13 protein-coding genes are annotated in these 14,089 nt (G+C 70.9%); 5 read left to right on the top strand and 8 right to left on the bottom strand.

The features are described 5' to 3' along the window. Positions 1-83: 83 nt before the first annotated feature. From NLX83_RS27115 to NLX83_RS27105, 3 genes are all read right to left on the bottom strand, one after another. Entirely contained in the window at positions 84-572 is a 489-nt protein-coding gene (locus tag NLX83_RS27115) for an SRPBCC family protein (protein ID WP_254238006.1), read from the bottom strand. Then, positions 569-973: an ArsR/SmtB family transcription factor gene (locus tag NLX83_RS27110; protein WP_254238005.1), complete on the bottom strand. Its 405-nt coding sequence runs from the start codon at positions 971-973 to the stop codon at positions 569-571. The genes NLX83_RS27115 and NLX83_RS27110 overlap by 4 nt, the downstream gene beginning before the upstream one ends. Before the next feature lie 136 nt (positions 974-1,109). Continuing rightward, complete coding sequence (locus NLX83_RS27105) at positions 1,110-4,217, bottom strand: efflux RND transporter permease subunit (protein WP_254238004.1); 3,108 nt, start codon at positions 4,215-4,217, stop codon at positions 1,110-1,112. 204 nt (positions 4,218-4,421) lie between these two features. Here NLX83_RS27105 and NLX83_RS27100 point away from each other — a divergent pair, with 204 nt between their 5' ends. Genes NLX83_RS27100 through NLX83_RS27085 form a run of 4 tightly spaced genes read left to right on the top strand, consistent with a single transcriptional unit; the run spans position 4,422 to position 8,894 of the window. Beyond that, positions 4,422-5,132: a response regulator transcription factor gene (locus NLX83_RS27100; protein ID WP_254238003.1), complete on the top strand. Its 711-nt coding sequence runs from the start codon at positions 4,422-4,424 to the stop codon at positions 5,130-5,132. After that, entirely contained in the window at positions 5,129-6,589 is a 1,461-nt protein-coding gene (locus tag NLX83_RS27095) for a sensor histidine kinase (protein ID WP_254238002.1), read from the top strand. The genes NLX83_RS27100 and NLX83_RS27095 overlap by 4 nt, the downstream gene beginning before the upstream one ends. A 47-nt stretch (positions 6,590-6,636) precedes the next feature. Next, on the top strand, positions 6,637-7,665 hold the full coding sequence (locus tag NLX83_RS27090; protein WP_254238001.1) for a terpene synthase family protein: 1,029 nt from the start codon (positions 6,637-6,639) through the stop codon (positions 7,663-7,665). After that, entirely contained in the window at positions 7,662-8,894 is a 1,233-nt protein-coding gene (locus tag NLX83_RS27085; RefSeq protein WP_254238000.1) for a cytochrome P450, read from the top strand. The genes NLX83_RS27090 and NLX83_RS27085 overlap by 4 nt, the downstream gene beginning before the upstream one ends. On the opposite strand, the gene NLX83_RS27080 is transcribed toward NLX83_RS27085, so the two are convergent. Further along, positions 8,882-9,496: a hypothetical protein gene (locus tag NLX83_RS27080; RefSeq protein WP_254237999.1), complete on the bottom strand. Its 615-nt coding sequence runs from the start codon at positions 9,494-9,496 to the stop codon at positions 8,882-8,884. The genes NLX83_RS27085 and NLX83_RS27080 overlap by 13 nt on opposite strands. A gap of 92 nt (positions 9,497-9,588) precedes the next feature. Between NLX83_RS27080 and NLX83_RS27075 the strand changes: the two genes are divergently transcribed. Next, positions 9,589-10,044, top strand: coding sequence for a hypothetical protein (locus NLX83_RS27075; RefSeq protein ID WP_254237998.1), 456 nt, complete (start codon positions 9,589-9,591; stop codon positions 10,042-10,044). 111 nt (positions 10,045-10,155) lie between these two features. On the opposite strand, the gene NLX83_RS27070 is transcribed toward NLX83_RS27075, so the two are convergent. The 4 genes from NLX83_RS27070 to NLX83_RS27055 are packed head-to-tail and all read right to left on the bottom strand — an operon-like array spanning position 10,156 to position 14,088. After that, positions 10,156-11,160: an ABC transporter ATP-binding protein gene (locus NLX83_RS27070; protein WP_374118816.1), complete on the bottom strand. Its 1,005-nt coding sequence runs from the start codon at positions 11,158-11,160 to the stop codon at positions 10,156-10,158. After that, a complete protein-coding gene (locus NLX83_RS27065; protein ID WP_254237997.1) occupies positions 11,157-12,152 on the bottom strand; it encodes an ABC transporter ATP-binding protein in 996 nt (331 codons plus the stop codon). Before NLX83_RS27065 ends, NLX83_RS27070 begins: the two co-directional genes overlap by 4 nt. Next, a complete protein-coding gene (locus NLX83_RS27060) occupies positions 12,152-13,063 on the bottom strand; it encodes an ABC transporter permease (RefSeq protein ID WP_254237996.1) in 912 nt (303 codons plus the stop codon). Before NLX83_RS27060 ends, NLX83_RS27065 begins: the two co-directional genes overlap by 1 nt. Beyond that, the gene (locus tag NLX83_RS27055; RefSeq protein ID WP_374118815.1) at positions 13,060-14,088 is read right to left on the bottom strand and encodes an ABC transporter permease; all 1,029 of its coding nucleotides are present in this window, start codon (positions 14,086-14,088) and stop codon (positions 13,060-13,062) included. Before NLX83_RS27055 ends, NLX83_RS27060 begins: the two co-directional genes overlap by 4 nt. Between the last annotated feature and the right edge of the window lies 1 nt (position 14,089).

Below are 14,089 nucleotides of genomic sequence, written 5' to 3'. Positions count from 1 at the left end.
CAGGCGGCCGGTGGTGTGTTCCCACTCGTTCACGGGGGTGTCCGGGGGTGCCCCGCGTCCGGGGCACCACCCCGCTCGTGCGATCAGAGCCCGGTCAGCAGCGCGTCGAGCTTGTTGTAGCCCTCGACGACGCCGGTCTCCATGCCGCTGGCGATCATGCCGTCGCGGGCTTCCATGCTGTCGATGACCGACAGGCCGACGACGCGGCTGCGGCCGTTGCCGAGGTCTTCGAAGGTCATGGTCTCCAGGCAGACACCGTCCGGGAAGCCCTCGTAGGTGAAGGTCTGGACGAGGCGCTCGTTGGCGCGGACCTCGTGGAAGGAGCCGTAGAAGGCGGCGATCTCCTCGCCGTCGCGGCTGGAGGTGTAGCGGTAGTTGCCGCCGGTGCGCATGTCCCAGGTGTGGATCTTGCTGTCGATGCTGTCCGGGCCGATCCACTTGATGAACAGGTCGCGCTCGGTGTAGGCGCGGAAGACCTTCTCGACGGGGGCGTCGAACTCGCGGGTGATGCGGATGGTGGGCAGGTCGGGGTCGGCCTCGATGGTGGTCTCGTTGGTGGTCTTGGTGCTCATGACGCTGCTCCTCGTTGGTCTTCGTTCTCGTTCTCGTCGTCCATGGCCGCCAGGACCGCGTCGAGGCGGCTGAACCTCTCCTCGGCCTGGCGGCGGTAGCGCTCTATCCACTTGGTCATCAGGTCGAACACCTCCGCTTCGAGGTGGCACGGCCGCTTCTGGGCGTCGCGGCTGCGGCTGACCAGACCGGCGTCTTCGAGCACCTTGAGGTGCTTGGAGACCGCCTGGGTGGACACCTCGTAGGGCTCTGCCAGCTCCCCCACGGTCGCGTCCGCGGCGGAGAGCCGGGCGACGATGTCGCGGCGGATCGGGTCCGCCAGTGCCGCGAAGACCCGGTTGAGCCGGTCGACCGAAGACCCGCTTGCGGGGTCGAGCATTGGCACGGGTAGTGGCTCCGCCATATCCAGTCACCTCCCTGTTTGCAACCTCTCGGTTGAATAAGACCGTACGGGTGTGCCCCAATGTTGTCAACCTTTCGGTTGCATAAGTGAGTTGACATGCGAAAACGGCCCCACCCGGGGGGTGGGGCCGTTGTGCTCAGTGCGTTCGCGCTCGATGCTTGGGCATCGGCTCCGTCACCGGGTCGATCTCCTCCGGGGTGCGGCTGGTCAGCTTGTCCACCACCGCGTACAGCACGGGCACCACCACGAGCGTCAGCAGCGTCGAGCTGACCAGGCCGCCGATCACCACCACCGCCAGCGGCTGCGAGATGAAGCCCCCGCCGCCGGTCAGCCCCAGCGCCATCGGCGTCAGCGCGCCGATCGTGGCCAGCGCGGTCATCAGGATCGGGCGCAGCCGGTGCCGCCCGCCCTCCACGATCGCCTCCGTCGCGCCCAGGCCCTGCGCGCGGTAGTGGTTGATCAGGTCGATCAGCACGATCGCGTTGGTCACCACGATCCCGACCAGCATCAGCAGGCCGATCAGCGCGGGCACCCCCAGCGGCGTGCCGGTGACCAGCAGCAGGCCCAGCGCGCCGGTCGCGGCGAAGGGCACCGACACCAGCAGGATCAGCGGCTGCACCAGGCTGTGGAAGGTCGCCACCATCACCAGGAACACCAGCACCACCGCGGCCACCAGGGCCACCCCGAGGTCGGCGAAGGCGTCCTGCTGCTGCGAGGTGGCGCCGCCGATCTCGAACGAGGAGCCCGCGGGCAGCTTCAGCGCCTCCAGCCGCTTGGCCAGCTCCGCGCTGGTCGCGCCCAGGTCGGAGCCGGTGGCCGTCGCGGTCACGGTGGCGCTGCGGGTGCCGTCGACCCGGCTCAGCTGCGTCGGGCCGGTCGCCGTCTCCACCTCGGCCAGGCTGTCGAGGCGCACCGGACCCGCCAGGGTCGGCACCTGCAACGCCTTCAGACTGTCCACACTGGACGGAGTCGCCGAGCCGCGCAGCACCACCTCCTGCTCGGTGCCGTTGACCACGACCTTGCTCAGCGTGGTCCCGCGCAGCGCCTCCCCCACGACCTGGCCCACGGCCGCCTCGGTCAGCCCGGCGCGCGCCGCGGCCTGCCGGTCCACCCGGACGTCCACCAGCGGGGCGTCGGCGGTCAGGTTGCTCGCCACATCCGTGGTGCCCGGGGTCTCGGCGACGGTCCCGCGGACCTGCTCGGTGGCCCTGGCCAGCGCGGCGTCGTCCGGGCCCTGCACGACGACCTCCAGCTTGGAGCCGTCGAAGCCGCCGCCCGCGGCCCCCACGCTGACCTTGCCCACCTCCATCAACGCCGAGATCCGGGTGCGCAGGTCCTTCTCGATCGCCGCCTGGTCGGCCGCCACGTCCGTGGTGACCGAGAACGTCGCCGAGGTCGACCCGCCGGGACCGCCGAAGCCGGGCAGGCCGCCACCGCCACCGCCGATCGTGGCCTGGTAGGACTGCACGCCCTTGACCTGGCCGAGCACGCCCTCGATCTTCTTCGCCGCGGCGTCGGTGGTCGCCAGGCTGGTGCCGACCGGCATCTCCTGCTTGATCGACAGCGTGTTCTGGCCGTCGCCGCCGATGAAGTTCGTCTTCAGGCCGGGCACCAGGGCCAGCGTGCCGACGAAGATCCCGCCCGCGATGAGCAGCACCGTGGCGCGGTGGGTGACCGACCAGCGCAGCACCGGCACGTAGCTGCGCTGCAGGACGCCGTTGCGCTCCTTCTCCTCCGCCTCCTCGCGGTCACCAGTGGCGGGCTTGAGGAACCAGTACGCCAGCACCGGCACGATCGTCAGCGACACCACGAGCGAGGCGAGCAGCGCCACCGTGACGGTCAGCGCGAACGGCGCGAACAGCTGGCCGACCATGCCGCCGACCACCGCGATCGGGGCGAACACCGCGACCGTGGTGAGCGTGGATGAGGTGACCGCGCCCGCGACCTCGCCGACCGCGGTGGTGATCGCGGCGCCCTTGGCCTCGCCGTAGCCGAGGTGTCGTTTGATGTTCTCCAGCACCACGATGGAGTCGTCGACCACGCGGCCGACCGCGATGGTCAGCGCGCCGAGGGTCAGCATGTTCAGCGAGTACTCCCCCATCCACAGCGCGATCAACGCGATCAGCACCGACAGCGGGATGGACACGGCGGTGACCAGGGTGGAGCGCACGGAGAACAGGAACACCAGGATCACCAGGACCGCGAAGACCAGCCCGAGCAGGCCCTCGGTGGTCAGGCCCTCGATGGAGCGCTCGACGAACGGGGCCTGGTCGAAGACGACGGTCAGCGCGGCGCCCTGGCCCAGTGCGGCGCGCAGTTGCGGCAGCTTGTCGTTGACCGCGTGGGAGATCGCCACGGCGTTGCCGTCGGGGCCCGCGGTGACTCCGACACCGAGGCTGGCGCGGCCGTTGGTCCTGGTCAGGGTGGTCGAGTCGGCCAGGCCCTGCTCCACGGTGGCCACGTCGCCGAGCTTGACCGCCGTGCCGGGGCGGCCGGTGGCCTGGGCCGGGGTGAGGGGCAGGTTCTCCAGGTCGTCAACGGAGGAGAACGCCCCGCCCACCGACACCGAGGAGGACTTGCCGTTCTCGGTGAGCGTGCCGCCGGGGACCGTGATGCCGTTGGCCTTGAGCGCGTTGCTCACCGACGGCGAGGTCAGCCCGGCGCGCAGCATCTTCGCGGTGTCCGGGGTGATGGTGATCCGCGGGTCGCGGGCGCCGGTCAGCGCGGCCTCGCGCACGCCCTCGATGCCCTGGAGTTCGGGCAGGACGTTCTGCCGCAGTGCTGTGGCCAGTGCCTGTTCGTCGGAACCGCCGCTGGCGGCCAGTTGCACCACCGGGAGGTCGCTGGTGCTGCCCGCCACCACGCGCGGGGTGACGTTCTCCGGCAGCTGCGTGGCGATGCGGGTGACCGCGCGCTCTACCTCGCCGGTGATCGCCGAGACCGCGGTGCCGTACTCGAAGGTGATCTGCACCGTGGCCGAGCCGGAGCGGGAGAACGCGGTCGTCTCGGTCACCCCGGCGACGTTGCGCACGGCGCGTTCGATCGGGATGGTCACCTGCGACTCCACGATCGCCGGCGCGGAGCCCGGGTAGGGCGCGACCACGGAGATCGTCGGCAGCTCCAGGTCGGGCAGCATCTGCTGTTTGAGCGCGGGCACGGCCCACGCGCCGAAGCCGGTGATCGCGAGGGCGATCAGCGCGATGAGCCCGCGGTTGGCGAGGCTGAACCGGGCCAGGAAGGACATCTCGGTTCGTCTCCTCATCGCAGGGGCTGGTCGTTATAAGCCCAGCACCCCAGCCCGAAGAGCAGCTCCAACGAAGCTGGAAGTCCGCTGAAAGCTCGCTGCGACATCGATCACGGTTCGCTTTGAGGTGATATTCAGGATTCGGTCAGGCTGCTTGCAGGCGGGTGGGCCAAGCTGCGGGCCACACGTGAGGAGAGGAGCAGGGTGAGCGCCCAGGAGAAGACGCGGTTGCTCGTCGTGGACGACGAGCCGACCATCACCGCGTTGCTGAGCACCAGCCTGCGCTTCGTCGGCTTCGACGTCCGCACCGCCGCCTCCGGCACCGAGGCGCTGTCGGTGGCCATGGACTTCCGGCCGGAGCTGCTCGTGCTCGACGTGATGCTGCCCGACCTGGACGGTTTCGAGGTCACCCGGCTGCTGCGGGCGCGCGGCGTGCGGGCGCCGGTGATCTTCCTGACCGCCCGCGACACCACCGACGACAAGATCACCGGGCTGACCATCGGCGGCGACGACTACGTCACCAAACCGTTCAGCCTGGAGGAGGTCGTGGCACGCATCCGGGTGGTGCTGCGCCGCCTCGGCGGGCACGCCGCCGAGGCCGACCAGCCGCGGCCGGTGCTGCGCTTCGCCGATCTGGAACTGGACGAGGAGACCTGCGACGTGCGCCGGGCCGGGCGGTTCGTGAAGCTCTCGCCGACGGAGTACAAGCTGCTGCACTACCTGCTGCACAACGCGGGCAAGGTGGTCAGCAAGGCGCAGATCCTCGACCACGTCTGGCGCTACGACTTCACCGGGGACGCGCGGATCGTGGAGTCCTACATCAGCCTGCTCCGCCGCAAGATCGACATCGTCGAGCCGTCGCTGATCCACACGCTGCGCGGCTTCGGCTACAGCCTCCGGTTGCCCCAGGCATGAGGCTGCGGACCAAGCTCAGCAGGCTGTCGCTGCGCGCGCGGCTGCTCATCGGCACGCTCGTGGTGTCGGCGTTCGGGTTGCTCATCGCGGCGGCCGCGGCGGCGAGCCTGCTCGGCACCTACCTGACGGCGCGCATCGACGAGCAGCTGTCGGTGGTGCACAAGGCGCTGGAGCAGCTGGAAGAGCGCAACGATCCGTTCAACCCGCCGGGGAACTCCGAGCGGGTCGAGGGCATCCCGCACGAGTACGTGATCGAGTATCGCAAGCCGGACGGTTCGCTGTCGAGGCGTTTCGCCGCCGAGGAGCGTCCGCGCACGCTGCCGGACCTGCCGTCGCTGGACCTGGAGTCGGCGCGGGCGCGCGGCGACCAGCCCTTCGACGTCAAGGCGCTCGGCGGGGAGCGTCACCAGGGCTACCGCGTCCGGGTCCGGGTGATGCGCGATGACGAGGGCGTCGCGGTCGTCGCCTTCGACACCACCAGCCGCGCGGAGACGCAGGGCAGCCTGGCGCTGATCGAGCTCGGTGTCGCGGTCGTGGTGCTGCTCGTGCTCACGATGCTGGGTATCGCCGCGGTGCGCGTGGGACTGAAGCCGCTGGAGGACGTCGAGCGGACCGCGGAGTCGATCATCGCCGGTGGTGACCTGTCCCGGCGCGTGCCGGTGCGCAGCGCGCCGGGCACCGAGATCGGTCGCCTGGCCATGACGCTGAACACGATGCTCACCCAGATCGACGGAGCATTCCAGCAGCGCGCGGAGTCCGAGTCGCGGCTGCGGCGCTTCGTCGCCGACGCCTCCCACGAGCTGCGCACCCCGCTCGCCGGTATCCGCGGGCTGGCGGAGCTGCACCGGCAGGGAGCGGTGTCCCCAGATGAGGTGACACATCTGCTGGGCCGGGTCGAGGCGGAGTCGCGGCGGATGAGCGTGCTCGTCGACGACCTGCTGCTGCTGGCGCGGCTGGACGAGGAGCGGCCCGCGGACCGGCAGCCGGTGGACCTGATCCCGGTGGCGGCCGAGGCGATCGAGTCCGTCCGCGCCCTGGACCCCGAGCGGCCGGTCAGCCTGGTGATCCTGCCTGAACAGTCCACAGAGGACATTCCACCGCCGCTCGTCCTGGGTGATGAGCAACGGTTGCACCAGGTCGCGGCGAACCTGCTGGGCAACGCCTTCGCGCACACCCCGCCCGGCACGCCGGTCACCGTGCGCGCCGGGATCGCGCCGGACGGGGCGCACGGCCTGCTGGAGGTGATCGACCACGGCCCCGGTCTCACCGCGGACCAGGTCGAGCACGCCTTCGAGCGGTTCTACCGCGGCGACCCCTCGCGCACCCGCAGCACCGGCGGTTCGGGGCTGGGCCTGTCCATCGTGGCGGCCATCGTCGACGCCCACGACGGGACCGTCGAGCACGTGCCGACGCCGGGCGGCGGCGCGACTTTCCGGGTGCTGCTCCCCCTGGTCTGAGCGGCTACGGTATCCGCCGTTCGGAGGTCGTTGGCAGGGAGTTGCCCATGCTTGAGCTGCCTGCGGTGTACTGCCCGCTCGACGGTGCCCGGCATCCCGAGGTCTCCTCGGTGCAGCGCCGCGCCGTCGAATGGCTCGACCAAGCCGGGTTCTGCCGCGACCCCGCCGCGCGGACGACCGCGCTGGCGTCCTCCAGCGCGGACTTCTACGCCCGCTTCGCCCCGCACGCGCACGTCGAGGGCCTGCTCACTGCGGTGCTGTGGGTGTACTGGGGGTTCGCCTTCGACGACGCGTGCTGCGACGAGGGCGAGCTCAGCGCCGACCCCGCCGCGTTCGCCTCGCTCGCGGGCCGCGTGCAGCGGTCGCTGGAGACCCCGCACGACACCGACTCCATTGACAGCGAGGACCCTTTCGCCGCCGCCGTCGCCGACATCGGTTCACGGTTCCGTGCCACCGGATCGGCCGTGCAGGTGCGGCGTTTCGTCGACGCCCACCGCGCGTGGCTGTTCGGAGTGCTCTGGCAGATCGGCAACCGCGCCCGCGACCACCTGCCCGGCCTCGACGAGTACCTGACGATGCGACTGCACTCCGCGGGCGGCGAACCGGCCTTCGCGATGCTGGAGCTGGCCAACGGGCTCGACGACATCCCCGAGCGCGAGATGGACTCGCCGCGGGTCCGCGCGCTCACCGAGATGGCCATCGCCGTCGCCGCCCTCGACAACGACCGGGTGTCCCACGCCAAGGAGGCCGGACGCGGTCAGACCGACCAGAACATCTTCACCGTGCTCCGCCACCAGGAGAAATGCGGCCCGCGAGAAGCCGTCGAGCTCGCGGTGAGCCTGCGCGACCGCATCCTCGACCGCTTCTTGCAGGTCCGCGAGCACGCCACGCGCACCGCCAGCGAGCCCCTGCGCAGATACCTCGCCGACCTCGGCCACGGCATCCGCGGCAATATCGAATGGGGCGCCCACGTCGCCCGCTACCGCGACCCCGCGCCCCTCACCTGGACCGAGAAACCGCTGGTCAGCTCCTGGACGGCGATTCCGCCGAGCATCGCGTGGTGGTGGGACCGGTGATCAGCTGGCCGCTGCTCGGGCACCTGCCCGCCCTCGCCCGCGGCCCCTTCGCGTTCCTCTGCTCGCTGAGCGGGCGCGGTGACCTCGTGCGCGTGGACGTCGGGACGCTGCCCGTGTACGCCCTGACCAGCCCGGAGCTCATCCACCAGGTCCTGGTCACCGACGCCCGCGACTACGCCAAGGGCAGGCTCTTCGACCGCGTCCGGCCGCTGCTGGGTTCCGGCCTGGTCACCGCCGACCGCGAGACCCACCAGCGCCAGCGTCGGCTCATCCAGCCCGCCTTCCACCGCTCCCGCCTCCCCGGCTACGCCGAGGTCATGCGCCGCCGCGCCCAGGCGCTGGTGGACTCCTGGCGGCCCGGGCAGATCGTCGCCGTGGACAAGGCCATGCACGAGCTGACCCTCGCCACGGTCACCGAGACGATGTTCTCCACCGAGCCCACCGACGCCGCCATCGCCGAGATCCACCGCTCCCTGCCGGTGATCTCCCGCAACACCGCGATCCGCGCGCTCACCCCGAAAGCCCTCGACCGCCTGCCCATCCCGGCGCACCGCCGCTTCGACACCGCGGCCCGGCGGCTGCGCGCGGTGCTCGACGAGATCATCGGCCACTACCACGACCACCGCATCGACCACGGCGACCTGCTCTCGCTGCTGCTGGCCACCCCAATGGAGGACGTCCAGGTCCGCGACGAGCTGGTCACCATCCTCACCGCCGGAACCGAGACCTCGGCCGCCGCGCTGACCTGGGCCTTCCACCACCTCGGCCAGCACCCGGAGATCTCCGGGCGGGTCCACGCGGAAGTCGCCGGGACCGACGACCTGGCGGAGCTCACCTACACCGACCGCGTGCTCACCGAGGCGATGCGCCTGCACTCGGTGCCGTTGGTGATGCGGCGCGCGCTGGTGCCCGTGCGACTGGGCGGGCACGATCTTCCGGCGGGTGCGGAGCTGGTGATCAGCCCGTACGCGCTGCACCGCGACCCGCGGTGGTACCCCGACCCGTCGCGCTTCGACCCCGACCGCCCGCGGGCCGCCGCGTTCATCCCCTTCGGCGCCGGGTCCCGCAAGTGCATCGGCGACACCTTCGCCTGGACCGAGATGATGACCGTTCTCGCCACCGTCCTGCGGCGCGTGCACCTGGAACCCGTTGCGGGACACCGAGTCCGGGAAGTCTTCGCCGGGGTTCCGCACCCGCGGGCGCTGCCGATGATCGTTCAGGCGCGGTAGCAGCGCGCGGAGGCGGTGATCCGCGGGTGCTCGCGGAGGATCGCGTTGCGCAGGGTGAGGTCGCCGTCGAGCACGAGGATGCTGCCCATCGCCGCGTCCAGCCGCACCAGCCGATCCGTCGGCTCCGCGGACGGCAGCCGCTTCCCACCGTGGTGCGAGCCCAGGATGCAGCGCATCACGCCGTTGCCAGCGCCGATTTCGGTGACGTACAACAGAAACGTCAGCCCAGGTCCGTCCTCGACCTGCGGCACCGGGTCCCGGCCGCCGGGCCGCACCGTCACCAGCGTGATCTCCGGGTTGAACACGAAGGGCTCAGCGCCGAAGTGCGCCTCGGCGACCGTGTGCATCCACGGCTGGCTGAAGATCTCCCACATGCGCGGGGCCTCGTCGGCGTCGCGCTCCCGGTTCAGCACGATGTGGTCGCCGTTCTCACCGCGGTCGTTGCGGTCGTTGGCCAGCTTCCGCGCCTCGCGGAACATGCTGAGCCCGCCGGAGCTGTTCACCTGCTCGACGAGGATCGCGACGCCGTACTTCGACACCATCTCGGTGATCTCGGCCGGATCGGTTTCGAAAAGCTCGTACGGCGGTATGTCGTCGTACACAGGTGCTCCTTGGTTCCACGGGGACTCGCTGGATTCGACCACAGCGCGCCTGCCGGATGGCGGCGCCGCGCCACGCTCGGGATGGTGAACGGATGACTACCCAGGTACCGAAAGCGCCCGTGTGGTCGGAGGTCGTGCTGGTCGGAGCCGGAGCGCTCACCGCGTGGTGGGCAGTCGGCGACCAATCGTCGCAGGTGCCACCGGGAACGCAGCTCGACTACTACGTGCGGCTGCCCGCCTACAGCCCCGCGGTCGACATCGCGATCGGTGTCATCGGTGTGGTCATCGGCGTCGCCCTGGTCGTGCGCGCGAAGGGGGTGTGGCGCCTGCCCTACGCCGGAGCGTTCCTCCTTGGCGCCGTGCTCGGCATCTGCGGGCGGGTCCTCACCGCGGGCGGCATCGGCGCCAACATCGGCGCGGGCCTGGTCTTCATGATCGGCCTCCCCCTGACCGCGGTCTGCATCGCGGGCCTGCTCACCGGAAGCAAACTCCGCGCCCGCTCCGCCCCGCAGGTCGGGGCGTCTTCAAGTACCACCAACCCCGCCTGAAACCACCGCCAACTGCAGCTAACCCCCGCCGGAGCGACGGGGGTTAGCTGCAGTTGGAGACCGCTGGGGAGGGGGTTCGGGGTACTTGAAGACGCCCCGACCCCGGCTGGGTCAGGAGGTGGGTTGGCGGGCGGCTGCGACGTGGCAGGCCACCTGGGTGTCCTGGCCGCCGGAGAGGATCGGGACGTCCTCGGTGCGGCAGCGGCGTTCCATCTCCTCGGGCAGCCCGGCCGCCACCAGGGGGCAGCGGGGGTGGAAACGGCAGCCACTGGGGATGCGCGTCGGGTCCGGCGGCTCCCCGGAGAGCACGATCGGTCCGGTGCTGATGCTCGAACCCGCGAGCGGTTCTTCGGGAGTCTCCGACAGCACCGACAACAACGCCTGCGTGTACGGGTGCTTCGGCGCGGTCAGGACCTCCTCGACCGGGCCCACCTCCACGAGCCTGCCCAGGTACATCACCGCGACCCGGTCGGCGATGTTCCACGCCAGGCCCAGGTCGTGCGTGACCACCAGGGCCGCCAGATCCAGGTCCTGCCGCAACTTCAGCAGCAGAGCCAAGATCTCCCCGCGCACCGACGCGTCCAGCGACGCCACCGGCTCGTCGGCGATCAGCAACTTCGGCTGCAACGCCAACGCGCCCGCGATCACCACGCGCTGCCGCTGCCCACCGGAGAGCTCGTGCGGGAACGCCAGGAAGTACCGCTCCGGCGGCCGCAAACCCGCGCGCGACAAGGCATCCGCGACCAGCTCGCGCTCATCACCGGGCACCTTGTGGATGCGCAGCCCCTCGGCCACCGCCTCGTAGACGCTGTGCCTGGGGTTGAGCGCGCCCGTGGGGTCCTGCAACACCAGCTGCGCCTGCCTGCGATACGCCTTGAGGCCCTTCGCCGTGGTCGGCAACGGCTCGCCCTCGAACCGGATCACGCCCTGCGCGGGCTGCACCAGACCCAGCAACGACCGCGCCAACGAGGTCTTGCCGCAGCCGGACTCGCCGACCAGCGCCACGATCTCGCCCTTGCGCACCGTCAGCTCGACACCGTCCACCGCGCGCGCCGTCGCACCACCGCGCGCCTTGAACCGCACCGACAGGTCCTCGGCCCTGATCAGCTCGCTCATACCGGCTCCCCCGCGACCTCTTCGATCCGGATACATGCGGCCTGGTGTCCCGGATCTGCTTGGCGCAGAAGCACATCCGTGCTCTCACACTCCACAGTGGACACTGGACAGCGCGGGTGGAACGGACACCCGCCCGGCAGGTTCGTCGGATCGGGCGGATCACCGGGCAGGCCCTGCGGCGCCATCCGCGAGGCCGGATCGCCGACCGTCGGGAACGCCGCCGCCAGCGCCTTGCTGTAGGGGTGCGCGGGCTCGTGCATCACCTGGGCGCTCGGCCCCAGCTCCACCATCCGGCCCGCGTACATCACCGCCAGCCGCTGACAGGTCTGCGCCAGCACCGACAGGTCGTGGCTGATCATCATCAACCCGATGCCGGACTCGCTGACCAGCTCCGCCAGCAGCTTCAGCACCTGCGCCTGCACCATCACGTCCAGCGCGGTGGTCGGCTCGTCGGCGATCACCAGCCGCGGCCCGCAGGCCAGCGCCATCGCGATCATCACCCGCTGCTTCTGCCCACCGGACAGTTCGTGCGGATAGGCCTTCGCGTGCCGCCGGGGCAGGCCGACCCGCTCCAGCAGCTCACCGACCGCGCGCTCCACGTCCGCGGGCGAGCTCGACTTCGCGCCCGCCCCGCCGTGCAGCGTGATCGGCTCCGCCAGCTGGTCGCCGACGCGCAGCACCGGGTTCAGCGCGTGCATCGCGCCCTGGAACACCACCGACGCGCCCGCCCAGCGGACCGCGCGCAGCCTGCCCCAGGACATCGTGCGCACGTCCTCGCCGTCCAGCAGCACCTCGCCGCCGATCACCGCGGTCTTGGGCAGCAACCGCAGCACCGACATGGCCAGGGTCGATTTGCCGCAGCCGGACTCCCCCGCCATGCCGAGGGTCTGCCCGGCCTCCAGGGTGAGGTTGACCCCGCGCACGGCGGGCACCAGGCCGCGGCGCGAGCGGTAGTCGATGGTCAGGTCGCGCAGTTCCAGCAGTGCCGACATCAGCGCTCCCCTCGCAGCCTCGGGTTGAGCACGGTCTCCAGGGCCCTTCCGCACAGGGTGAAGGCGAGCACCACGGCCACGATGCCCAGGCCGGGCGGCAACAGGTACCACCACGCGCCGGTGGTCACCGCGCCGTTGCTCGCCGCCGACTTCAGCATCGATCCCCACGTCACCTGGGTCGGATCGCCCAGGCCGAGGAACGACAGGGTGGACTCGGCGATGATCGCGCTGGCCACCGCGAGCGTGGTGTTCGCGAAGACCAGCGGCAGCACCGACGGCAGCACGTGCTTGGTGATCACGTGCGTGTGCCCGCCGCCCAGCGCCCGGGCCCGCTCGATGTACGGGCGGGCCTCCACCGACAGCGTCTGCGCCCGCACCAGGCGCGCGGTGCTCGGCCACGAGGTCAGGCCGATCGCCAGGATGATCGTGAACAGCCCGCGGTCCAGGACCGTGGACAACGCGATCGCCAGCACCAGCGACGGCAGCACCAGGAAGAAGTCGGTGAAGCGCATCAGCACCGCCGACACCCACCCGCCGAAGTGCGCCGAGAGCACACCGATCACCGTGCCGATGACCACCGACAGCAGCGCCGCGGACAGGCCGACGGTCAGCGAGACGCGCGCGCCCCACCACGTCAGCAACAGCACCGACCGGCCGTTCTCGTCGGTGCCGAGCAGGTAGTCCCCGCTCGGCGCGCCCAGCGACGGGCCGTCGACCTTGGTGACGTCGAGCTGGTCGGAGTCGGTCAGCACCGGCGCCAGGATCGCCAGCGCCGCGATCACACCGAGCGCGATCAACCCGGCCAGGCCGCTGCGCTGGACGCGGAACTGCTTCCACGCCCGCGAGGCGGCTTCCTTGCGGCGCGCCCACGCGAGCGCGCCGGGGGTCTGCTTGCTGGGAGTCTGGCTCATACGGCACGCACCCTGGGGTCGAACACCCGGTAGAGCAGATCGGCGACCACGTTCATCGCCACCACGCTCCCCGCGAGGACGGTGAACACGCCCTGCAACAGCGGCAGGTCGGGGTAGCTCAGCGCCTCGTAGAGGAGCAGGCCCAGCCCCGGCCAGGAGAACACCGTCTCCACCGTGATCGCGCCCTGCACCACGAGCCCGAGGTGCAGGAACACCAGCGTGATCGCGGGCAGCATCGCGTTGGGCACGGCGTGCTTGCGGCGCACCATGTCCTCCCGCATGCCCTTGGCGCGCGCGGTGTTGAGGTAGTCCGCGCCCATCTCCTCCAGCAGCGAGGACCGCATCACCAGCTGGTACTGCGCGTAGACCACCGCGACGAAGGTGATGCACGGCAGCACCAGGTGGTGGCCGATGTCGAGCAGCTGCGGCAGGAACTCCTTCGGCGTGCTCGGGTCGACCATGCCGCCGGAGGGGAACAGGTTGCCGGTCACCATCAGCAGCAGCAGACCGAGCCAGAACGTCGGCACCGACCACAGGGTCAGCGCGAGGCTGGTGGTGGTGCGGTCGAAGCGGCTGCCGTGCTCCCACGCGCCGCGGATGCCGATCCACATGCCGAGGATCACCGCGAGGACCGTGCCCGTGCCGACCAGCAGCAGCGTCGGGCCGACGCGCTCCAGGATCATCTCGCCGACCGGGCGGCTGTAGGCGTAGGAGGTGCCGAAGTCGCCGCGGAACAGGCCGCCGACGTAGTCGAGGAACTGCTTCCACAGCGGGTCGTCGAGGCCGAAGCGCAGGCGCAGCTCGGCCAGCGCCTCCGGGGTGGTGGGACGGCCTCGGGTCATGGTCAGGACGGGATCACCCGGCAGCACGCGGAAGAGCAGGAAGCCCAGCGCCGCGACGAAGGCGACGCTGATGACCGCGCCGCCGAGCTTGCCGAGGACGAAACGGAGGGTGCCAGACGAGGACCGCCGGCCAGTGCTGGCCGGCGGCTCCGTCTGCTCACCCGGGGTGAGCAGGTCAGTCACA

The sequence above is a fragment of the Allokutzneria sp. A3M-2-11 16 genome (genome assembly GCF_024213555.1).
Classification (GTDB): Bacteria; Actinomycetota; Actinomycetes; order Mycobacteriales; family Pseudonocardiaceae; genus Allokutzneria.
This window is presented reverse-complemented; position numbering and strand designations above follow the sequence as displayed.